Origin of the sequence: Pseudarthrobacter sp. NBSH8 (genome assembly GCF_014217545.1) — a bacterium.
GTDB lineage: Bacteria > Actinomycetota > Actinomycetes > Actinomycetales > Micrococcaceae > Arthrobacter.
The window spans coordinates 2558584-2578901 of sequence record NZ_CP043178.1; the positions used below are offsets into that span (position 1 = coordinate 2558584).

A 20318-nucleotide genomic window follows, 5' to 3' on the forward strand; every position below is an offset into this window, starting at 1 on the left:
GTCCGATTTACTGATCGAACGGTCAGTTAGTATGACGTTACGCGAAGATGTGACGAAACGCACTATTTTTCTTGATTCTTCGCGCGGATCAGTTCCTTCGTTGATGCGAATCAGTTCTATAGCTGAACTTCCTTTTTCGGAATCAGCGCAGAGCTTTTCGAAATCCGCACACAGTCCGAGTGCGGGAAGCACCGTCACGGCACCCGGGCAGCGCCCGTGCGGCCGCCTAGGATGGGACCCATGACGCCTACCGCAGTCCCCGCCGGAGCAGCTCAGGCTTCGCCGTCCCAGACCCTGTCGCGCGGAATCCGTGCGCTGGAAATCCTGGCGGCCGCGGAGACTCCCTTGACCATTGCGGAACTTGCCGACGCCATGGGGGTCCACCGTTCCGTGGCCTACCGGATATTGCGGACCCTGGAGGACCACTCCTTGCTGGTGCGCGATGACGCCGGCAGAGTCCAGCCGGGGCCTGGGCTCGCTGTCCTGGCGCGGGGCGTGGCCCGCAATCTCCAAACGGCGGCCCTGCCGGAGCTGACCCAACTCGCCAATGCCCTGACCATGAGTGCCTTTGTGGCCGTCTGGGACCGCGACGACTGTGTCACCCTGGTCACCGTGGACCCGAGACATACCGGCGCCGCCATTGTCCAGCACCCCGGCTCCCGGCATCCCATCAGCGCCGGCGCCCCCGGAATTGCGATCCAGTCAGCGTATTCAGAAGCTGATTGGCATGCGGCTGCCCCGGGAATCCCCTACCGGCCCGAGGCGGGAACCGCGCGGCAACTGGGCTTTGCCGCCAGCCACGATGAAGTCCTCGCCGGCGTCTCTTCCGTAGCAGTTCCGGTCCGGGTCCCTGGCGGCCGGCCGGCCGCGCTGTCCGTCGTTTACATCCGGGCAGCCCAGAATCCGGACGAAATCGCCGCTGCGCTGGTGGCGGGCGCCGGGCGCATTGAGGCCCAGCTGGGCTGACCAAGGCACACCCCGCCTGGCCGTGACCAGCGCCCGGCGTCGATCAGTGGCGTTTGCGGAGAATGGCCGCCGCCGCGGCACCTAGCGCCAGCAGGCCGCCAGCAGCAACCACAGGCACAATGAATGCCGTGTGGTAGCCGTGGGCCTGCGCGAGCTGGCCACCAACCGCGGCACCCAACGCGGTGCCGGCCACGATCCCGCTGGCCAGAGCCGTCATCACGGTGCCCAGCCGTTCCACCGGGGCCACCAGGCCTCCGATCGCGAAGACCGTGACCATCACGGGACCCACCGGCAATCCCAGGACCAGCAGCACCACCACCATGCCGCCCAACGATCCTGGCACCAGAAGCAGCAACGCAAGCACCGTCATCAGTGCCGCGCTGACCAGCCACCGGGCCGCCGGGGTGAAGCGCTGGGGCCAGTACGCCACGGACAGGGCTGCGGCGGCAGAGCTCAATCCCATGACCGCATACAGCAGTCCGGCGATTTCAGAGGTGGCGAAACTCGCAGAGAACGAGCTCAAGGACGTCTGGGCGGACCCAAAGAAGGTGCCCATGGCCACCATCGCCAGGACGGGCAGTGCGACGACGGCGGGAATCCTGGCTGCCTTGCGCGAGGCCGCGGAGCCCCGGATCACGGGAACCGCCTTGTGGGTGGAGTGCATGGCAAAGGCGGGCACCATCGTGATGGTCATGGCTGCAGCCAGGGCCAACGGCAGCCAAGGGGCCACCAGGCTGGCCAGGATTCCCACAAGGGCCGGTCCCAGGACAAACGTCAGTTCATCGGCTGTGCCCTCGTAGGACAGGGCCGTGTCAAGGTCCCGGCGGGCCTTCGCTCCCTTGCCCCGCGAGGTGAGCGCCATCCAGCGCACCCTGGCCAACGGCCCTACCTGCGGGCAGCTGGCACCGGCAAGGAACGCGGCGGCGATCACGGCGACGGGAAAGGACCCGGCGTCGGGCGCGGCCCAGGCCGTGCCGATCAGCGCCAGGACGGCCAAGGCATTGAGCACCGCCGCAACCAGGAGGACGGGCCGCTGCCCCCTGCGGTCTGCGAGGGCACCAAAGACGGGGGCGCCGAGGGCCGAGCCGATCCCCACGGCACCGGCGGCAGTGCCGCCAAGCGCGTAGGAGCCGGTCACGGACGTGACGAGGGTCAGGGCACCGACGGTCAGCATGGCCAGGGGCAGCCGGGCGAACAGGCCCAGGGGGATAAAGCTGCGGCCGGCCAGGTGCGGGAGCCTGGCGAACCGACCCGTGGGCGGAGCCAGCGCAGCGGACGCCGGCGCAGTGTCAGGATGGACAGCGCCGGGAGAAAGCGGCGCTTCCAGGGAAGCGGGCAGGGAGGACATTGCTGAAGATTTCAAGGTAACGGGCTCGTTCAGTAATGCGCATCGTCCCTCCTCCCGATGCGCGCGACCCGGTAACTGTTCAATCATATAGGCCGGTTTGGCCCAGTCCAGCCCGGCATGGCCGCAGTCACACCAGCGCCTCGGCGGCGTCGGAAATGCGGAGCATGGAACCGTTCCGACCCTTGAGGACCTGGAGTTGGGTTCCGATGCGCTGTTTCATCTCCCCCACATGGCTGACCAGACCCACAACGCGCCCGCCGTCGCGAAGGCCTTCGAGGGCATCCATGACCTGTTCCAGGGATTGTTCGTCCAGGCTGCCGAAACCCTCGTCTACAAAAAGCGTCTCGATCTGGATGCCACCGGATTCCTGCTGCACAACGTCTGCCAGCCCCAGGGCGAGGGACAGGGACGCCATAAAGGATTCGCCGCCGGAAAGCGTAGAAGTATCCCGGCGGTGCCCGGTCCACTGGTCCACCACTTCCAGCCCCAACCCGGATTTTGCGCCGCGCGCGGCCTTGGCGTCTGAATGCTGGAGCAGGTAGCGGCCATCGCTCATGGCGACTAGCCGTTCGGAAGCAGCCAAGGCCACCTGTTCGAGCCGTGCCGCGAGGACGTAGCTGTTCAGGCTCATGCGGTAGGTGTTGTCTCCACGGCCGGCTGCGGTATCAGCCAGGGCTGTCAGCAGCCGGGCGCGTTCCCTGGGAACGCGCCCGGAACCGGCCAGCTGTTGGTAGTCGTTGCGGACAGCGGCTAGCGCCTCCACACAGCGCGCGGCCATGCCGGCGGCGAGATCGGCAGCCCGTGCTTCCTGTCCGGCCTTCTCCGCGGCGGCCTGCAGGTCAGCGAGGAGGTCTTCGTCCACCACGGGATGGGCTGCCTCTTCAGTCAGTGCCAGCAGCAGCTCCTCGGATGCGAACAGCTCGGCAATCCGCGCCTGTTCGTCCTGGCCGGCCCGGACCTCGGCCTGCAAGGCAGCAGCATCAGCATTCGAAAGAAGCTGTGCGCGGGCCACCTCCGCCGAGCCGAAGCCAGCGTCCGGTAACGCCAGTTCAAGCTGGATCCGTGCTTCCTCGGCCCTGGCCTTGGCTCTGCTGAGCAATGCCTGGGCCTCCACGGTCTTCTCCAACGTGGCGGCGGCATCCTGCAGCGCCCGCAGCCGCTGCGTGAGGCTGCGGTGACCGCCTCGCAGCGCAGAGAGTGCGCTGTCAAGGGACGCCAGCTGGTCCACCCGTCCCGACAATTCAGCGGTGACCTGTGCGAGTTCGGATGCTGCGCTCTGCCTGGCGGAATCCGCTGCCGCCATTCGGGCCTCCGCGGCCTCAAGCTGCTGCCGGAGGTCCGCGAGGTTTTTCACCGCCAGCTGCGACTCGCCGGCGGCGGTGCGGGCGGACGCGAAGGCCGCAAGCGCATCCGCTTCGGGCATGTCCCCGCCCTGGCTTTCAAGGACAGCCACATACTGGTTCGCGTCGCCCAACTCACGGGCCCGCGCTGCCAGATTTGTCTCTGCGGCCTCATGCTCCTGCTGGGCAGCTTCCTCAGCCTGGCTGAGGCCCAGCGCTGACGCCGCAGCCTCCGCGGGAGCCGGGTGGTCCGCACTGCCGCAAACGGGGCAGGCCTCGCCCTCGGCCAGCTGGGCAGCGAGTTCGGCGGCGGCGTTGGCGAGTCTTTCCTCGCGCAGATCCAGCCATCGGAGTTTCTTCTCGAGCTGGATCTCCCGGGACGCCGAGTGGCGCTCCGTGGCGAGCGCCTGCGCCGCGCGTGCAGCCGCGCAGCGCCGGACGACGTCAAGAAGCTCCCCGGCCGCAGCGGCTTCCTTGTCATGGAGCGTGGCTGCTGATGCCAGTTCCGCCAGCGCCTCCAGGCCTGCCGTCAGGGATTCCTGCTCCGCGCGGAGGCCCTGCAGCGAAACGCCAAGGTCAATGTCCTTTTGGGTGAGTTCCTGCTGCTTCGTGGTGAGCGCGGCGCGCCTGGCAACCAGTGAATGGAGGCGTTCTTCGTCCGGCAACCTGGCTTCCACAACGGCCAACAGTGACCTGAGGCGGCTGAGCTCTCCCCCAACGTCAAGTGCCCCGTCGGCAGAGAGCCCGGCATCGCCGTGGTCTGCATCCAAGGCGCCAAGGTCCAGCTGGCCCAGTTCGGGGTCTTCATCCGCGGCCATCCGCAGCAGAGTGATGGCGGATTCCATGGCCCCTGCCGCGTGCCGGACCTGGGTCTGGCTGGACTGGACAGACTGTAGCTGACCCGTGAGCACCTCGGCGCGGCGGTGTTGTTCGAGCCGGACGCCATGGAGCTCGAGCGAGGGCAGCATTGCCTCAGCGGCTGCCTTCCGGGCCTCGGCGGCTGCCAGCTTGCGGTGGCGCTCCCGCCGCGCGGACTCGTTCTCCAGCCGGCCTGACGAGTGCTTACTGACGGCCGCTGCGGCCTCCGCCGCCGCAGCCAGTTCGCCTGCGCGGTGGGCCACGGTTTCCTGCAGCCATTCGATCCGGTCAGCCGACTCTTCCTGGGCAGGAGCCGCAGAATCATCAATGGCCAGCGCAGCGGCCTCAGCTTCGGCCCGCGCCGCCAGCAGCCCAAGTTCTCCGTTCAGCCGGGCAACATCGTTCCGCGCGGCCTGGGCCTGCGCCGACAGCTCCTGTTCCAGGGCTTCGAACCGCTGGGTGCCAAAGAGCTTCTGCAGCAGTTCCAGGCGATCGGCTGCCTTGGACCGCAGGAAGGCGGCAAAATCGCCCTGCGGCAGCATCACCACGCGGGTGAACTGTTCCCGGTCCATTCCCAGCAGGGCGGTAATTTCGGCGCCGGCTTCATCATTGCGTCCGGATCGCTCCGTCCACGTTCCGCTGATGCGTTCCCGGAGGAGCGTTTTGGCTTGCTGTGTGGTGAAGCCGTTTTTACCCCGGGCACTGGGTTTATCCCAGGCCGGCGATCTGGCGACTTCGAAATGGCGGCCCTGGGCCGAAAACTCGCAGGTGACCGCCGGCCCCAGCGAAGGCTCGGCATGATCGCTGCGCAGACGCTTGCCCTCCTGGCGCGCCCCCGGCACGGATCCGTACAGCGCAAAACAGACAGCGTCCAGCACGCTGGTCTTCCCTGCTCCGGTAGGTCCGTTGAGGAGGAAGAGTCCGTGGGCGCTCAACCTGTCGAAGTCGATTTCCTCGGTGCCCGCAAAGGGCCCGAAGGCGGAGATGACAAGGCGGTGGATCCTCATAGCGATGCCTCCCTGAGGCGGACGTTATCCAGCGCCGCCGCGATAGCCGACTGCTCGGCGTCGTCCGCGTCCCGCCCCCGCACGTGATCGAGGAATCCGCAGCAGAGCGAGAGATCATCCTGGGCTTCGGCGAGCCGGCTGCTGTAGCTTTTGGACGCCTTGACGGCGCCGCCCTGCGGATCAAACCCGAGGACCAGCGTGTCCGGAAAACGGACCCGCAGCCGCTCCATGGCCTGTGCGGGCCGCTGGTCATCCGTGAGCGTGATCTGGCAGTACGCCCCTTCGGCCCAGGAATGCTCTGCGGACTCCAGGAGTTCCGAGATTTCGCCGCGGAGCACGGCCAGCTTCCGCGGGGCTTCCCACGTCAGTTCCGATACGCCGGTCACACCGTCCGGGCCAACGTCGATCAGCCAGCTTCCCTTGGTGTGCTTGGCTTCGGAAAACGAGTAGGCCAGGGGCGATCCCGAGTACCTGACCTGCGGCGACAGCGTCTGCCGGCCGTGCAGGTGCCCCAGCGCGGTGTAGCTGAATCCGTCGAACAGGTCCAGGGGCACGGCTCCGACTCCCCCGATGCTGAGGTCCCGCTCGCTGTCGGAGCTGATCCCGCCGCTGGCGAACGTGTGGGCGAGGACCACCGAATGGACTGTTCCCGCAGCGTTGCGCTGCGCGAGGTCCGCCCGGATGCGGTCAGTGGCGGCGCGGGTGACTTCGAAGTGGCTGGCGGTTTCTGCGCCGAGTTGTTCGGCGACGAGGCGCGGTTCCAGCCAGGGGATTCCATAGATGGCCAGGACGGCGCCAGAAGCAGCGCGGTCACCCGCTCCCAGCGGCAGTACAACTGGCTGGTCCAGGTCCGCCAGCCTGGTCCGCAGGTGGACGCCGCCACGTTCCAGCAGCCGGGAAGCGAAGCCCAGCCGGATGGCGGAGTCGTGGTTGCCTGATGTCAGCACCACCGTGGCACCGGCCGCTGTCAGCCGCACCAAGGCATCATCCAACAGCCCTACCACGTCGACGCCGGGCAGGGCGCGGTCGTAGACGTCGCCGGCGATCAGGACAACGTCGACCGCGTTTTCCGTGACGGCGCTGACGAGCTGATCAACAAATGACCGTTGGGCGTCCAGCATCCCGACGCCATGGAAGGACCTGCCCAAGTGCCAGTCCGATGTGTGCAATAACCGCATATTCTTACGCTAGCGGCTGCCACCGACAGTTTAGGAAACCGCCGCAACAGGCCGTGGCCCGGACGGGCCAGCTAGCCGCGCTTTCCGTCGAAGAATTCCTGGGCCTCGTCGGCGACGTCGGCATCGACGTCAACATCCTCGTCGCCAAAATCCTCAACGTCGGCGTCGCTGTCGTCAGGCACTGACCCGCCAGCGGCCGAGGCCGTACCTGCATCAACCGGCTCAGCGAACCCACGGAAGACCAGCCCGGCGATGGCCGCGCCTGCCAAGGGAGCAACCCAGAAAAGCCACAGCTGCTCAAGGGACCAGCTGGAGCTGAAGAGGGCCGAGGCAGTGGCGCGGGCGGGGTTGAACGGCGCGTTGCCCACGGAGAGGCCCAGCTGCAACAGGACGGCGAAGGCGAGGCCCACGGCAACTGCAGCTGCCGTTTTGTTGATGTTGTTGCGCGCGGTGGTGCCCAGGAAGACTGCGACCAGGATGGCGGCGCCGAGTACTTCCAACAGGAGCACGCCGGCGAGGGGCGCTTGGATGATGGAATGTTCGCCGAATCCGGCGGTCACGGTGTCGAACGCCGTGCGGCTGTCCTGGATGCCCGGCAGGGTCCGCAAGATGCCGAAGAGGGCGAGGGCACCGAGGAGCCCGCCCACCAACTGCGCGCCGATGTACGCGGCCGCGTCACCGAGCCGGATCCGGCCGGCGACGGCGTGGCCCACAGTCACCGCCGGGTTGAAGTGTCCGCCGGAAACATAGCCGAAGGCCAGCATCGCCGCGGTCACCGCGAGGCCTGCTGCAAGCGCGGCAGGCAGCGGGCTGGACTGCGGGATGGAAAACAGCGGGACGCCCAGCCCTGCCACCACGATGAAAAGGCTGCCAAAAGCTTCCGCAGACAGCCTGGACACCAGCCCGTGCCGGATCTCGGCACCGCTGCCAGCAGTCAGCCCGGAGGCGGGAACACGGTGGACGGGCACAGGCGTGGTCATGGTGGGGCAATCCTTATCGTTGGGGTTTGGTGCCTTTGCATTCTGCCAAGGGATTCTGGGCGTTGGCTGAGTCCGAGCTTAGTGGACGGACGGCGTGGCACCTCCGGCGCGTTCCACCGCCGCCCCACGGTAAATTTACTGTTATGAGCATCGAACCGGGCGCCATCGCCGCGCCCCCGCTGAAGTCCCGCATCCACGGCTGCCTCCTGGGCGGGGCGTTGGGCGACTCGCTGGGCTACGCGGTGGAGTCCGACTCGATCGAGGCCATCCGCCAGCGCTTCGGCCCGGCGGGCCTGACGGACCTGGCAGGGCTCGACGGCGGCAGCCACTTTTCGGACGACACACAGATGACGCTGTACACGGTGGACGGGCTGGTGGAGGTGCTCGAATGGGCCAATGACGGCGTGGGCGCCGATGCGAACGCCTGCGTGTGGCTGGCTTATCTCCGCTGGTTGGACACCCAAGGTGAGTCTGCGCCGCCGCATGCCCCGGCGCAGCCGGCGCGGTGGATCGACGGCAACGAGGTGCTGCGGCACCGCCGCGCGCCGGAAGAAACGTGCATCAGCGGGCTGGCCACCGGTGAAATGGGAACGGTCTACCGGCCCGTGAACTCGGACTCGAAGGGCCGCGGAACGGTGATGCGGTCCGCACCGTTCGGCCTGATTCCCTACATAGCGTCCGACGCCGTCTATAAGTTGAGTGCCGACGCCGCCTCTCTGACACACGGCCATCCGTCCGCCCGGCAGAGTGCCGGCAGCTTCAGCCTGTTGATCCACCGCCTGGTGGCCGGCGACAGCCTGGCGGACGCCGCGACGGCGGTCTTGGAGGAGGTGCGTGGCCTGAAGGATGTGGCGGCGGAACTTCCCGAGCGGCTTGGAGCGGCCATCCGCTGCGCGGGAAAAGGCATCCTTACACCGGAGGAACTGGTTCGGCAGCTCGGCGGGGGCCGGGCCGCGGAGGAGGCGTTCGCCGTCGGGCTTTACGCGGTCCTGGCGACAGCGCCTGGTGCGGACTCCACACTGTCGCCGCAAGACCATTTCCGGGCGGCGATTGCCTTGGCCGTCAACCACAGCGGTGGCAGTGATTCCACGGGATCCATCGCGGGAAACATCCTGGGCGCCTACTACGGCGAAGAGTGCCTGCCCCCGGAATGGCTCGACGCCCTCGAAGGGCCGGACATCATCCGCGGCATGGCCGATCTGCTGGTGGGCGTTACGGCCGCCTAAGCTGGAGGTTGTTGCAGGCCTCGCAGATGTCCTCCGGGATCAGGCCCCGGCGCTGTAGCACGCCGAAGATGGCGCAGCCCAGGCAGAATCCGGCGAAGGCCTCCAGCGAGGCAGCCGCAATGAGAACCGCGAGCGCAATCCAGGCTGCGGGGGCGGCACCGGCAAGGAACAGGATCAGCGCCGTAGTGGACACCACCGTTCCCACGCCCTGGGCAAAACGCTTGGGCGGTCCGGGAACCAGGCGTGCGCTGCCCAGCCGCGGCGCCAGCACCTTGACGGAGAGCAGGGCCAGCGGCGAGATCCGTGGCCCGAAGAGAACGCGCAGCCAGAAGCCTGCGGCGATCAGCACCAGTCCCCACACGGACCCGCTCAGCACTGTGGCGCCTGCCAGCAGCACCACCAGGCCGGCGGTGATCCGGGCTGCGTACTCGTTGACGGGGTTGGGAAAGGCGAACACGGCGGACCAGTTGATTCCGGTTGTTTGGCCGTGCATTAGTTTGCTCATCCTGTAAGGCTAGGAGCCGGGCCTCCCGCAGGGAAGATTTGTTGCGCCGGATGAACGCCGGGCCGGGTCGCGCAGCCAAAATCTCCGCAGCCAAAATCTCCGCAGGCGGACAACCAGTGCGGCTCAGCCGCCCACCATCTGCAGGAACTCGCCTTCGGAGAGCACTTCAATGGGCTGGCCGCGGTCGTGGAGCTCCAGGACGCGCCGGGCCTTGCCGGTCAGCCTGCCGGACCTCAGGTCCGCGGCCACAAAGCCGTCACCCACCACCAGCACCGTGGTGCGGGCCGTCACCCGGCTTTCCGGCCGGGCACCCAGCTCGGCCGAACGCACCTTCGCTTCCGGCCGGGCCATGGAGAGCTCGCCGGTGAAGACAACGGTCTGGCCGTACAGCGGATGGGAGGGTTCGGCGTCGGCATTGGGCACTGGGTTGTCGCCCTCCTCCGGCCACCCGGACAGGAACGGGCGGACCAGCGCTGCGCTGTTTCCACCAGCGGCGCCGGCAAGTGCGGTAAGGCTGGCTTTGGACAGGACATCGTGCGCCGGGTCAAAAGCCTCCTGATGCGGCAGCACCAGACCCAGCGACAGGTAGAGCTCGGCGATGCTGTTGGTATTGTTCCGCGCAGCGATATCGATCAGGATGCCGGCGCAGGCCCGTGCGTCCTCTGCAGCGTCGTGATGGTTGACCAGCGGCACGCCGGCTTCCTCCGCGGCGAACGGCAAGGAATTGGAGACCAGGGAGTAGCAGCGCCGGGCCAGCATCACCGTGCAGACGTAGTCGTAGGCAGGCCCGGGCAGGCCGGAGACCTCAAGCCCGGACCGGATCACGCCCAGGTCAAAGGCCGCGTTATGCGCCGCCAGGATGTCGGTCCCGATAAAGGCACCAATCTCCGGGAACAGCTCACCGAAGCGGGGACGGCCGGCCACGTCCGTGGCCTTGATGCCATGGACCCGGACGTTGTGGTACTCGAAGTGGTCGTGGTTGACCGGCGGACGCATCAGCCACGACGCCTCATCCACCACCCGCCCGCCCCGGACTTTCGTCAGGCCAACAGCGCACGGTGAACCCCGGAAGCCATTGGCCGTCTCGAAGTCGATCGCCGTAAAGTCCAAACCCACGGCCCATACTTTACCGCCGGACAGGGCCGCTCCGTGTCACCGGGGCGGCCCTGTCGCGCAGATCACGCGTCCGACGCCGGGACGCCCATGTGCGTCAAGTACCCTGAGGAGGTGAACTTTCTTGCGATCAGCGACCTTGCCGCGCCCATGCTGGGTGGTGCAGGACCGGTCCAGCCGCAGCTGGCCTCCTTCCTGCCCGACTGGCTGAACCCCCAGATTTTCCTGGCCGATCCCGCACTCGCGCCCTGGGTGGTGCTGCTGGTCTGCGGAATTGTCTTCGCGGAGACGGGCCTGCTGGTGGGATTCTTTCTTCCCGGGGACTCGATGCTGTTCACGGCAGGGCTGCTTGTGGCAACGGACACCATCCAGTTCAATGTCTGGCTCCTGGCGCTCCTGATCACCATTTCCGCGATCATCGGCAACCAGACCGGCTACCTGATCGGCTCCAAGGCCGGCCCCGCCATCTTCAACAAGCCGAACTCCCGCCTCTTCAAGCGCGAAAACGTTGAGAACGCCCACGCTTTCTTCGAAAAGCACGGCGGCAAGGCCCTGATCCTGGCCCGCTTCGTGCCGATCATCAGGACCTTCGTGCCTGTGATCGTCGGCGTAGCCCAGATGAACAAGAAAAAGTTCTTCCTGTTCAACGTGATAGGCGCGGTCCTGTGGGGCAGCGGCGTCACATTGTTGGGCTATCTGCTCGGTGACAGGGTCCCGTGGGTCCGGGAGAACCTGGACATCATCTTTATCGTCATTGTGCTCGTGTCCGTGATTCCGATCGGCATCGAAGTACTTCGCGGCCTCTCGGCCAAGCGCCAGGCCGCCACATTCGGCACCGATGCCGTCGACGAATTCATTGAGGAACACGCTCCCCACGAGGAGCGCAAGACTAACCTGGACTAGCTCCTAGCAGCGCTGCCGGGCGGCGCTGCATCCAAGGCAAAGCTAAGGGAGCCCCACCATAGTGGGGCTCCCTTAGCTGTTAAGGCGTTTTCCGGTAGGGCCTTACTGCCGTGCCAGTGCGTCGACGATGGCCGGCAGGAGGGCCCGGAAGGCCTGTCCTCGGTGGCTGATCGCGTTCTTTTCAGCCGCCGACAATTCAGCGCAGCTGCGGTCCTCGCCGGCCGGCTGCAGCACGGGGTCGTAGCCGAAGCCGCCCTCACCGCGGGGTTCGCGCAGGAGGGTCCCCTCAAGCTGGCCGTACTCCACCACTTCGCTGCTCCCGGCACCGGGTCCCGGAACCGCCAGGGCCGCAGCGCAGACAAACGCGGCCCCCCGGTGCCCGTCCGGGACATCGGCGAGCTGGTCCAGCAGGAGCCTCAGGTTGGCGGCGTCGTCACCGTGCCGGCCAGACCAGCGCGCGGAAAAGATTCCCGGCGCCCCGCCCAGCACGTCCACGGCCAGCCCCGAATCATCGGCAATGGCCACCAGGCCTGTAGCCTCGGCCACGGCCCGCGCCTTCAACAGCGAATTCTCGGCGAACGTCACACCGGTTTCGACGACGTCGGGCGCCCCTGCCGCCGCAGCGTCCACCACCTGGGTGTCGACGTCGAGCCCGGGGACCTGCCCGCGCAGCAACTCGCGGAGCTCCTTGAGCTTGCCCTTATTGTGCGTGGCCAGGACGAGGCGAAGCACCGGCGCGCTAGCGGATTCTGCGTTCACGGCGTTCGGGTTCACAGTGCGTCTGCGAGAGTTTCGCGCTGGATCGCCGCCAGCGCCGTGGTGCCCAGGAGGGCAAGGTCCAGCAGCTGGTCCAGCTCGTCGCGGTCGAAGGGTGCGCCCTCGGCGGTGCCCTGGACTTCAACGAATTTCCCGGAGCCGGTGACCACCACGTTCATGTCGGTTTCGGCGCGGACGTCCTCAACGTAGGGCAGGTCCAGCATGGGCACGCCGTCGATGATGCCCACCGAAACGGCTGCGATCGTGTCGATCAGGGGCTGGGCGTTCCTGGCGATCAGTTTGTTGTCGCGGGCGAACCGGATGGCGTCAGCCAGGGCCACGTAGGCGCCGGTGATGGCCGCGGTGCGGGTTCCGCCGTCGGCCTGGAGGACGTCGCAGTCCAGGACAATCGTGTTTTCGCCCAGGGCCTTGGTGTCAATGATGGAACGCAGCGATCGTCCGATCAGCCGGGAAATCTCGTGAGTCCGCCCGCCGATTTTCCCCTTGACGGACTCGCGGTCCGAACGGGTGTTGGTGGCCCGGGGAAGCATGGCGTACTCGGCCGTGACCCAGCCGCGGCCTTCACCTTTGAGCCAGCGCGGCACTCCCACCGTCAGGGACGCCGTGCACAGGACCCTGGTGTTGCCGAACTCGATGAGGGCCGATCCCTCGGCCTGCTTGGACCATCCGCGGGTGATGCTGATGGGGCGGAGCTGGTCGGGGGCGCGGCCATCGGCGCGCACTACGGGCACTGCGGTTGATTCAGAAGTCATGCCTTTAGCTTATCGACTCGCGGCGAGCAGCCCCGCCGCAGCCAGGGCAGCCGACCACGCAGGGCGGCGGACCGGAGAAGTATTGGATCAGACGGTGTAGTGCACACCGGCCACGGCAACGGCCACATCGCCGCCGAATACGGGGCGCGCTTCGGCCATAACAGTGGTGGGCGATGTCCAGACGGGGATGTGCGTGAGCAGCAGCCGGCGTGCGCCTGCGCTCTCCGCCGCCTGACCGGCGCGCTTTCCGGTCAGGTGGACGTCCTTGATGTCGTCGTCGCGGCCTTCTTCAAACGCGGCCTCGCACAGGAACAGGTCAGAGTCCTTTGCCGCTTCCTCCAGCCCGGCACATGAATCGGTATCCCCGGAATACGTCAGGACCCGGCTGACCGGGTTGCCCTGCTTGTCCGGTTCGGTCACTTCCACCCGCAGGGCGTAGGCCTCCTCCACGGGGTGGTTCACCGCGAACGGCGTCACAGTAAACGGCCCCACGGTGACGGACTCCCGTTCAATCCAGTTCGTGAAGTCGAATTCCTCGCGCATCCCCGGATCCAGCTCCAGGCCGTAAGCGGTGGCCATCCGGTCCGCCGTCGCGGCCGGCCCCCAGACCGGAATCCTGCCGCGTCCCCAGCCGCCGGGCTTCCAGCGGACCGCCACGTGCAGCCCGCACAGGTCCATGCAGTGGTCCGGGTGCAGGTGGGTGAGGAAGATCGCGTCGATGTCTTCAAGGTCTGTGTAGCGCTGGATGGCGCCCAGCGCTCCGCTGCCCAGGTCCATCACGATCTTCCAGGTCCGCTCGCCGTCGGTGGCGGTCAGGAGGTAACAGGACGCCGGCGAGCCGGGGCCGGGAAAGGAGCCGGTGCAGCCGACGATGGTGAGCTTCACAGGACAGGATTTCCGGCGCGGCGGGCGCCGACAAAGTTCGAAATCCTGGGTCCCGACGACGACTGCCGGGCGCTGGCGGCCTGCGCGGCGGCGATCATCTCGGGGGTGATCCGCGCCAGGCTGCCGGTGGGGTACTGGGCCGCCACGTGGTCCACGTGCCGGACGGACAGGACCTCCGGGCCCAGGAACCGGCGGGCCAGCGTTTCGAACTGGCCAGCGTCACCGGTGGCGATGAAGTGGTGTTCCGGGGGTGTCGCGGCGGTACGCTGAAGATCGTGGGTGGCAAGGGCCCGGTACACGTCCTTGGCCGTTTCCTCGGCGCTGGACACCAGAGTTACGGCGTCGCCCATCACGAAGGAAATGACGCCGGTCAGCAGCGGATAGTGCGTGCAGCCCAGCACCACGGTGTCCACGCCGGCTGCCTTCAGCGGCGCCAGGTATTCCTCGGCGATGGCCAGCAGTGCGGGTCCGGTAGTGATCCCGGCCTCCACGTAGCTCACGAACTCCGGGCAGGCCACGGACGTGATCGCCAGATCCGGCGCGGCGGCAAACGTGTCTTCATAAGCCCGTGAACCAACGGTGGCAGAGGTACCGATGACGCCGATACGCCCGCTCCTGGTGGCGGCGACGGCCCGCCGGACGGCCGGCTGGATCACCTCGATGACGGGAATGCCATACTTCGCGGTGTACCGCTCGCGGGCGTCCCGCAGGACCGCGGCCGACGCCGAGTTACAGGCAATGGTCAGCAGCTTGACGCCGGAGTCCACCAGTTCGTCCATCACGCCGAGTGCGTTCGCACGGACTTCGGCGATGGGCAACGGCCCGTAGGGTCCGTTGGCGGTATCCCCCACATAGAGGATGGACTCGTTGGGGAGCTGGTCGATGATGGAACGCGCCACAGTCAGTCCGCCGACACCGGAATCAAAGACGCCGATGGGGCGGGACCCCACCTGGCCGGTGGTGCTGCTGGCTGCGGAGTCCGATGCGACTGCGTCTGACGGATCCATGCTCGAGGCTGTAGTCATGATTATTCGAGGATAGGTCTTCCCCGGGGCCGCAGCCATCACATTGTGGCGTCCGACTCATGTCAAATTTGTCACATTGGCGGTGCTATCCCGGAACGGGACAGCAGCTCAGGCCCGGGAATCCAGGGACTGGAGCATGGCCTGGACGAGGGACTCCTGCAGCCACGTGGTGAAGTTGTACACCAGGGCGAGGTAGCTTTCCACGTCCTCGGCCTGGGACCAGTCCTGCATCAGGTGCACGTGCTGGGCGTCCTCTTCATCCCGGATGTCCAGGCGCTCCGCCAGCACCAGGCGCACATCATTCAATGCCATGGACCAGAGCCCGGCCCCTTCTGCGGTGAGGACCACCTCGTCCTTGTCCAGGTCCAGCGCGGCGGCGCGCAGCGCGCCGATCTTGGTTTCCCGCAAGGAGCGCTCGGTGAGCTGGCGGAACTCCAGGGACGCACCGTCGTCGTTCTTCATCACGTTGGGCAGCAACCGCTTAACCGCACGGTCCGTCGGTTCCTGGACGTCCATGTCCAGTCCGATCAGGGCGGCCAGCGGATCCTGGCTGGCGTGTTCGGCCGGCTGGAGCATGGAGATGACGTCATCGATCAGGCTGCGGAGCAGTTCACGTTCGGCGGGTTCCAGGAACCCGGCGATGCCCTTGAGCCCGTATTTGAATGCCTTAGCCACGTTTCCCCTTGCCCTGCCCGGACCCGCCGGATTTTCCTGTGTTTCTGGAGTTTCCACCATTCCCGCCGTCGGCCTTCTCCACGGTGGCCCAGAGGCCGAAACCGTGCATGGCCACGGCATGCCGCTCCACCTGTTCCTTGCTGCCGTGGGCAACAATGGACCGGCCCTTTTTGTGGACTTCCATCATCAGCTTGTTGGCTTTGGACTCGGAGTAGCCGAAATAGCTTTGGAAGACATAGCTGACATAGCTCATCAGGTTGACGGGATCGTTCCAGATCACCAGGTTCCAAGGGATGTCCGGGGCGGTCAGGGAGTCGGTGGACGACTCTGTCCCGGTCCGGGTGCCCTCCTGTGTATCAGGGCCGAGCGCAACGCTTAAGGTCATCTGTCCATTCTATGGGGAGTATGGGCCCACGCCGGATGGGCCCATACTGGCGAGGGCCCCGCGGCGAAGCGAAGCGAGACGGGGGAGCCGGCGGGGACTAGAGTGAATTTCGTGAGTACCTCCGCCGGCTGGGACCATCCCCGCACGTCCTTTTACACAGACCACTACGAACTGACCATGCTGCAGGCGTCCCTGCATTCGGGCGCCGCGCACCGCCGGTCCGTCTTCGAGGCCTTTGCCCGACGCCTGCCCGACGGCCGGCGATACGGGATTGTGGCAGGGACGGGCCGCCTGCTGGAAGGCATCGCCGACTTCCGGTTCGGCGAAGCGGAGCTGGACTTCCTGGGCCGGACCGGCGTGGTCAACCAGGACACCCTGGACTACCTGGCGAACTACCGGTTTTCCGGTGACATCTGGGGCTACCCGGAGGGCGAGGCATACTTCCCCAACTCCCCCATTCTGATTGTCGAATCAACGTTTGCCGAAGCCTGCATGCTGGAGACGTACCTGCTTTCGGTCCTGAACCATGACAGTGCCATCGCCTCCGCCGCATCCCGCATGATCACCGCGGCCGGCAACCGGCCCTGCATCGAGATGGGGTCCCGCCGCACGCACGAGGAATCGGCAGCCGCGGCCGCCCGCGCCGCCGTCATCGCCGGCTTCGACAGCACCTCCAACCTCGAGGCCGGCATCCGCTACGGCATCAAAACGGTGGGCACCGCCGCGCACTCCTTCACACTCCTGCATGACACCGAGCGGGACGCCTTTGAGGCGCAGATCGCCTCCCTCGGTCCCGGCACCTCGCTGCTCGTGGACACGTACGACGTCGAAGCGGCGGTGCGTGCCGCCGTCGAGTTGGCGGGGCCCAAACTGGGCGGCGTCCGGCTGGACTCCGGGGACCTCGTGGCCCAGGCCCAGTGGGTCCGGCAGCTGCTGGACGAGCTCGGCAATGTGAACACTAAGATTGTGGTTACCTCGGACCTGGACGAATTCGCCATCGCCGCACTGCAGTCCGCACCGGTGGATTCGTACGGGGTGGGCACGTCCCTGGTCACCGGCTCCGGGGCACCCACAGCGAGCATGGTCTACAAGCTCGTCAGCCGGACCGACGACGCCGGCACCTTCGTCTCCGTGGCGAAGGCGGCCAAGAACAAAACCAGCAAGGGCGGACGGAAGTATGCACTGCGCAAGCTAAACGAGCGGGGGGTGGCTACCCAGGAAATTGTGGGCATCGGCCACCGTCCCGAAGACGACGGCAACGACCGGCCGCTGCTTCAGCAGTTTATGAAGAACGGCGAACTGCTGCCGGGCTGGACCGGACACGAGGGTGTGGTCCGCGCCCGCCAGCGGCACGCGGACACCATGGCCGAACTGCCCGGCGTCGTCAACCGCCTGCAGCGCGGCGAGCCTGCCATCCCCACCATCTACGAGGAGAACTGATGTCCCGCGCCCTGATCATCGTTGACGTGCAGAACGACTTCTGCGAGGGCGGCTCCCTGGCCGTGGCCGGCGGTGCCGATACTGCCGGGGCCATCAGCGAGTACGTGGACGCCCACCACAACGAGTTCGACCACATTGTTGCCACCCAGGACTGGCACATCGATCCCGGGGCACATTTTTCCGACACGCCCGACCTCAAGGACAGCTGGCCCCGGCACTGTGTCGCCGGCACGCGCGGAGCCGAACTCCATCCGGACCTGGACACCGAATACATTCAGGCCTACTTCCAGAAGGGCCAGTTCACCGCGGCGTATTCCGGCTTTGAGGGCCTGCTGGCCCCTGAGGACGCCGTCCCCACCGGCGAACGCCAGCCTGGTGCCATGCCCGCTGACGCAGCTGCCTACGCGCCGGCGGAGAACGCCATCGGGCTGGACGACTGGCTGCAAAGCCATGACGTTGAGGATGTTGTCATAGTGGGGATCGCCACCGACTACTGCGTCATGGCCACCTCGTTGGATGCGGTCCAGGCCGGCTACTCCGTCACGGTCATCCGTTCACTGACCGCCGGCATCGCCGAGGACCTGGAGGATGCCGTCGCCGAGATGGAGCTCGGCGGCGTCGAAGTCTCCTGACGCCTGGCACCAGCCGCCTGATACAGGACCTACAACAAGCGTGGCCCGGGATGCAGAGCACCGGGCCACGGCTGTGTCTTGGGCCGCTATTTCCGGCCGATGAACCAGTCCTGGAGCTTGCGCAGCCTGGACTGGAGCTGCTCCTCGTTCGCCTGCGCCACCGGCGGGCCGCCACAAACCGTCCGCAGCTTCGTGTGCACCACACCGTGCGGGGTTCCGGTCCGCGCCGACCAGGCCGCAACGTTTTTGGCCAGCTCGTTGCGCAGGTCCATGAGCATCCGGTGGTCCGGTATGGCCGGAGCCGCGGCGGCCGGCTCGGCTGCCGGTGCGCGCCTGTTTTTGCGGTTGAGCTGTTCGTGCTGTCGCTGCCGCAGCAGCGTCCCCACCTGTTCGGCGTCCAGCAGCCCGGGGATGCCCAGGAAGTCCAGTTCGTCTTCCGAGCCCACCTCTCCCCCGGTGCCGAACTCGCCGCCGTCGAACAACACGCGGTCGAAGGACGCCTGCGAGTCGAGGGCCTCGAACGTGCCCTTGGTGAGGCTGTCGGACGCCTTGTCCTCCCGGTTGGCCTCTTCCATCAGTGAGTCCTCGGGATTGAACAGGCCGTCGCTGTCCTCTTTCTCGGGGCGGTCCAGCGCGTGGTCGCGTTCGGCCTCCATCGAGTTGGCCAGGGCCATCAGCGTCGGCACAGACGGCAGGAAGACCGAAGCCGTTTCGCCGCGTTTCCGGGCACGCACAAAGCGGCCCACCGCCTGGGCAAAGAACAGCGGCGTGGAGGTGGATGTCGCATAGACGCCGACGGACAGCCGGGGCACGTCCACACCTTCTGACACCATCCGGACGGCAACCATCCACCGCTTCTCGCTCATGGTGAATTCCTCGATCTTGCTGGAGGCCTTGGCGTCGTCGGAAAGAATCACAGTTGGCGATTCGCCGGTGATCCGTTTCAGCTGCCCGGCATAGGCCCTGGCGTCCTCGTGGTCCGTGGCGATGACCAGCCCGCCAGCGTCCGGAACCGTGCGGCGCACTTCGCTGAGGCGTTTGTCCGCCCCCGCCAGGACAGCGGGAATCCATTCCCCGGCCGGGTTCAGCGCCGTCCGCCACGCCTGCGACGTGATGTCCTTGGTGACCGCGGACTCGCCCAGGGAGGCCGCCATCTCCTCTCCGGCACTGGTTCGCCAGCGCATCTGGCCCGAGTAGGCCATGAACATGACCGGGCGCACCACGTGGTCACGCAGGGCGTTGCCGTAGCCGTACGTGTAGTCAGCTTTCGAGCGCCGGATGCCGTCCTTGTCCTGTGCGTATTCAACAAACGGGATGGGCGAGGTGTCGGAGCGGAACGGCGTCCCGGTCAGGGAGAGCCGCCGTGCCGCAGGGTCAAACGCTTCGCGGAGACCGTCGCCCCAGGACAGGGCTTCGCCGCCGTGATGGATTTCGTCAAGGATCACCAGCGTGCGGGCGGCCTCGGTCTTGGCCCGGTGCAGCATGGGTTTGCTGGCCACCTGGGCGTAGGTGACAGCCACGCCAACAAAACCGCGGCCGTGCTGGCCGTCGGAGTTCTTGAAGTTGGGGTCGATGGCGATGCCCACCTTGGCCGCGGCGTCGGCCCACTGCCGTTTCAGGTGGTCCGTGGGTGCCACAATGGTGACCCGGTTGACCGCCCCGGATTCGATGAGCATCGAGGCCACGCGCAACGCGAAGGTGGTCTTGCCGGCGCCGGGAGTTGCTACGGCCAGGAAATCGCGGGGATCGGTCCTGAAGTAGAGGTCAAGGGCTTGCTGCTGCCAGGCACGGAGTTTCTGGGCGGTTCCCCAGGCTGCGCGTTCCGGATAAGCCGGTGGCAGGGTGGGGCCGCCAAAGAGCGTCTCCGTCACTATTTGTTGTTGCCCGAGTCCCCTCCGGGACCCTTGCCGCCGTCGTTGCCCGGGCGGAGGCCGTCATAAACCTCTTTGCACATGGGGCACACCGGGAACTTCTGCGGATCCCGGCCCGGCGTCCACACTTTGCCGCAGAGGGCAATGACAGGATCACCCGTCAGCGCGGATTCCATGATTTTTTCCTTGCGCACGTAGTGCGAGAAGCGTTCCCGGTCACCGGGCTCCACTTCCTGGCGCAGCTCTTCGCGCTCGATGGTTGCCGTGGACGTTCCAGCCCCGGAAAGCTCGCGCATCGGGTCGTTCTCGAGAGGGTCCGTCATGCTAGTCATGGCATCCATCTTAGCGTCCCGGGAGGGCTGACGTTCGACGGCGGGACAACCGTTTTGCACTCACCGCACCGTCCGGCGTCCCCCGTTCCGCGCAACGCCGGTACCCGCCCGCCCGCGGTG

Annotated in this window: 19 protein-coding genes; 5 read left to right on the forward strand and 14 right to left on the reverse strand. The window is 66.8% G+C overall.

Annotation, left to right across the window (positions count from 1 at the left end):
* Nucleotides 1–240 precede the first annotated feature (240 nt).
* On the forward strand, nucleotides 241–966 hold the full coding sequence (locus FYJ92_RS11760) for an IclR family transcriptional regulator (RefSeq protein ID WP_185260891.1): 726 nt from the start codon (nucleotides 241–243) through the stop codon (nucleotides 964–966).
* A gap of 43 nt (nucleotides 967–1009) precedes the next feature.
* Here FYJ92_RS11760 and FYJ92_RS11765 read toward each other — a convergent pair whose 3' ends face one another.
* The 4 genes from FYJ92_RS11765 to FYJ92_RS11780 all read right to left on the reverse strand — a co-directional run bounded on the left by FYJ92_RS11765 (nucleotide 1010) and on the right by FYJ92_RS11780 (nucleotide 7677).
* Nucleotides 1010–2314, reverse strand: coding sequence for an MFS transporter (locus FYJ92_RS11765; protein WP_185260892.1), 1305 nt, complete (start codon nucleotides 2312–2314; stop codon nucleotides 1010–1012).
* A 127-nt stretch (nucleotides 2315–2441) separates the two neighbouring features.
* The gene (locus FYJ92_RS11770) at nucleotides 2442–5519 is read right to left on the reverse strand and encodes an AAA family ATPase (protein ID WP_185260893.1); all 3078 of its coding nucleotides are present in this window, start codon (nucleotides 5517–5519) and stop codon (nucleotides 2442–2444) included.
* Nucleotides 5516–6697: an exonuclease SbcCD subunit D gene (locus FYJ92_RS11775; RefSeq protein ID WP_185260894.1), complete on the reverse strand. Its 1182-nt coding sequence runs from the start codon at nucleotides 6695–6697 to the stop codon at nucleotides 5516–5518. Before FYJ92_RS11775 ends, FYJ92_RS11770 begins: the two co-directional genes overlap by 4 nt.
* A 71-nt stretch (nucleotides 6698–6768) precedes the next feature.
* Complete coding sequence (locus tag FYJ92_RS11780) at nucleotides 6769–7677, reverse strand: MIP/aquaporin family protein (protein WP_185260895.1); 909 nt, start codon at nucleotides 7675–7677, stop codon at nucleotides 6769–6771.
* A 143-nt stretch (nucleotides 7678–7820) separates the two neighbouring features.
* Here FYJ92_RS11780 and FYJ92_RS11785 point away from each other — a divergent pair, with 143 nt between their 5' ends.
* A complete protein-coding gene (locus tag FYJ92_RS11785) occupies nucleotides 7821–8903 on the forward strand; it encodes an ADP-ribosylglycohydrolase family protein (protein WP_185260896.1) in 1083 nt (360 codons plus the stop codon).
* Here FYJ92_RS11785 and FYJ92_RS11790 read toward each other — a convergent pair.
* Together FYJ92_RS11790 and FYJ92_RS11795 are read right to left on the reverse strand one after the other, a co-directional pair.
* On the reverse strand, nucleotides 8890–9408 hold the full coding sequence (locus FYJ92_RS11790) for a DUF4395 domain-containing protein (protein ID WP_185260897.1): 519 nt from the start codon (nucleotides 9406–9408) through the stop codon (nucleotides 8890–8892). The two genes, FYJ92_RS11785 and FYJ92_RS11790, sit on opposite strands and share 14 nt — an antisense overlap.
* A gap of 123 nt (nucleotides 9409–9531) precedes the next feature.
* Nucleotides 9532–10524: an exonuclease domain-containing protein gene (locus FYJ92_RS11795; RefSeq protein WP_185260898.1), complete on the reverse strand. Its 993-nt coding sequence runs from the start codon at nucleotides 10522–10524 to the stop codon at nucleotides 9532–9534.
* 126 nt (nucleotides 10525–10650) lie between these two features.
* Here FYJ92_RS11795 and FYJ92_RS11800 point away from each other — a divergent pair, with 126 nt between their 5' ends.
* Nucleotides 10651–11424 carry a DedA family protein gene (locus tag FYJ92_RS11800; RefSeq protein WP_185263779.1) on the forward strand — a complete coding sequence of 258 codons (774 nt, stop codon included), beginning with the start codon at nucleotides 10651–10653 and terminating at the stop codon, nucleotides 11422–11424.
* Nucleotides 11425–11526: 102 nt separating this feature from the next.
* On the opposite strand, the gene rdgB is transcribed toward FYJ92_RS11800, so the two are convergent.
* From rdgB to clpS, 6 genes are all read right to left on the reverse strand, one after another.
* A complete protein-coding gene (rdgB, locus tag FYJ92_RS11805; protein ID WP_185260899.1) occupies nucleotides 11527–12183 on the reverse strand; it encodes an RdgB/HAM1 family non-canonical purine NTP pyrophosphatase in 657 nt (218 codons plus the stop codon).
* 11 nt (nucleotides 12184–12194) lie between these two features.
* Complete coding sequence (gene rph, locus FYJ92_RS11810) at nucleotides 12195–12953, reverse strand: ribonuclease PH (RefSeq protein WP_185260900.1); 759 nt, start codon at nucleotides 12951–12953, stop codon at nucleotides 12195–12197.
* An 87-nt stretch (nucleotides 12954–13040) separates the two neighbouring features.
* Nucleotides 13041–13838, reverse strand: a complete 798-nt coding sequence (locus FYJ92_RS11815) for an MBL fold metallo-hydrolase (RefSeq protein ID WP_185260901.1) — start codon at nucleotides 13836–13838, stop codon at nucleotides 13041–13043.
* On the reverse strand, nucleotides 13835–14902 hold the full coding sequence (gene murI, locus FYJ92_RS11820; RefSeq protein ID WP_185260902.1) for a glutamate racemase: 1068 nt from the start codon (nucleotides 14900–14902) through the stop codon (nucleotides 13835–13837). The genes FYJ92_RS11815 and murI overlap by 4 nt, the downstream gene beginning before the upstream one ends.
* A gap of 69 nt (nucleotides 14903–14971) precedes the next feature.
* Nucleotides 14972–15538: a DUF2017 domain-containing protein gene (locus tag FYJ92_RS11825; RefSeq protein WP_185260903.1), complete on the reverse strand. Its 567-nt coding sequence runs from the start codon at nucleotides 15536–15538 to the stop codon at nucleotides 14972–14974.
* Nucleotides 15531–15923 (reverse strand): ATP-dependent Clp protease adapter ClpS, encoded by a 393-nt coding sequence (gene clpS, locus FYJ92_RS11830; RefSeq protein WP_185260904.1) that lies wholly within the window; start codon nucleotides 15921–15923, stop codon nucleotides 15531–15533. The genes FYJ92_RS11825 and clpS overlap by 8 nt, the downstream gene beginning before the upstream one ends.
* Nucleotides 15924–16034: 111 nt before the next feature.
* On the opposite strand from clpS, the gene FYJ92_RS11835 reads away from it, so the two are divergent.
* Together FYJ92_RS11835 and FYJ92_RS11840 are read left to right on the forward strand one after the other, a co-directional pair.
* Nucleotides 16035–17363: a nicotinate phosphoribosyltransferase gene (locus FYJ92_RS11835; RefSeq protein ID WP_185260905.1), complete on the forward strand. Its 1329-nt coding sequence runs from the start codon at nucleotides 16035–16037 to the stop codon at nucleotides 17361–17363.
* On the forward strand, nucleotides 17363–17995 hold the full coding sequence (locus FYJ92_RS11840; RefSeq protein WP_185260906.1) for an isochorismatase family protein: 633 nt from the start codon (nucleotides 17363–17365) through the stop codon (nucleotides 17993–17995). Before FYJ92_RS11835 ends, FYJ92_RS11840 begins: the two co-directional genes overlap by 1 nt.
* A gap of 86 nt (nucleotides 17996–18081) precedes the next feature.
* Here FYJ92_RS11840 and FYJ92_RS11845 read toward each other — a convergent pair whose 3' ends face one another.
* Together FYJ92_RS11845 and FYJ92_RS11850 are read right to left on the reverse strand one after the other, a co-directional pair.
* Nucleotides 18082–19866, reverse strand: a complete 1785-nt coding sequence (locus FYJ92_RS11845; RefSeq protein ID WP_185260907.1) for a DEAD/DEAH box helicase — start codon at nucleotides 19864–19866, stop codon at nucleotides 18082–18084.
* Nucleotides 19866–20207, reverse strand: a complete 342-nt coding sequence (locus FYJ92_RS11850; protein WP_056349372.1) for a DUF3039 domain-containing protein — start codon at nucleotides 20205–20207, stop codon at nucleotides 19866–19868. The genes FYJ92_RS11845 and FYJ92_RS11850 overlap by 1 nt, the downstream gene beginning before the upstream one ends.
* Nucleotides 20208–20318: the final 111 nt, after the last annotated feature.

Excerpts from the sequence above, each read along its gene's own strand:
- FYJ92_RS11760 (WP_185260891.1), top strand. The coding sequence starts at position 241 with ATGACGCCTACCGCAGTCCCCGCCGGAGCAGCTCAGGCTTCGCCGTCC.
- FYJ92_RS11765 (WP_185260892.1), bottom strand. The coding sequence starts at position 2,314 with ATGTCCTCCCTGCCCGCTTCCCTGGAAGCGCCGCTTTCTCCCGGCGCT.
- FYJ92_RS11770 (WP_185260893.1), bottom strand. The coding sequence starts at position 5,519 with ATGAGGATCCACCGCCTTGTCATCTCCGCCTTCGGGCCCTTTGCGGGC.
- FYJ92_RS11840 (WP_185260906.1), top strand. The coding sequence starts at position 17,363 with ATGTCCCGCGCCCTGATCATCGTTGACGTGCAGAACGACTTCTGCGAG.
- murI (WP_185260902.1), bottom strand. The coding sequence starts at position 14,902 with ATGGCTGCGGCCCCGGGGAAGACCTATCCTCGAATAATCATGACTACA.
- FYJ92_RS11780 (WP_185260895.1), bottom strand. The coding sequence starts at position 7,677 with ATGACCACGCCTGTGCCCGTCCACCGTGTTCCCGCCTCCGGGCTGACT.
- FYJ92_RS11775 (WP_185260894.1), bottom strand. The coding sequence starts at position 6,697 with ATGCGGTTATTGCACACATCGGACTGGCACTTGGGCAGGTCCTTCCAT.
- FYJ92_RS11790 (WP_185260897.1), bottom strand. The coding sequence starts at position 9,408 with ATGAGCAAACTAATGCACGGCCAAACAACCGGAATCAACTGGTCCGCC.
- FYJ92_RS11785 (WP_185260896.1), top strand. The coding sequence starts at position 7,821 with ATGAGCATCGAACCGGGCGCCATCGCCGCGCCCCCGCTGAAGTCCCGC.
- clpS (WP_185260904.1), bottom strand. The coding sequence starts at position 15,923 with ATGACCTTAAGCGTTGCGCTCGGCCCTGATACACAGGAGGGCACCCGG.
- rph (WP_185260900.1), bottom strand. The coding sequence starts at position 12,953 with ATGACTTCTGAATCAACCGCAGTGCCCGTAGTGCGCGCCGATGGCCGC.
- FYJ92_RS11850 (WP_056349372.1), bottom strand. The coding sequence starts at position 20,207 with ATGGATGCCATGACTAGCATGACGGACCCTCTCGAGAACGACCCGATG.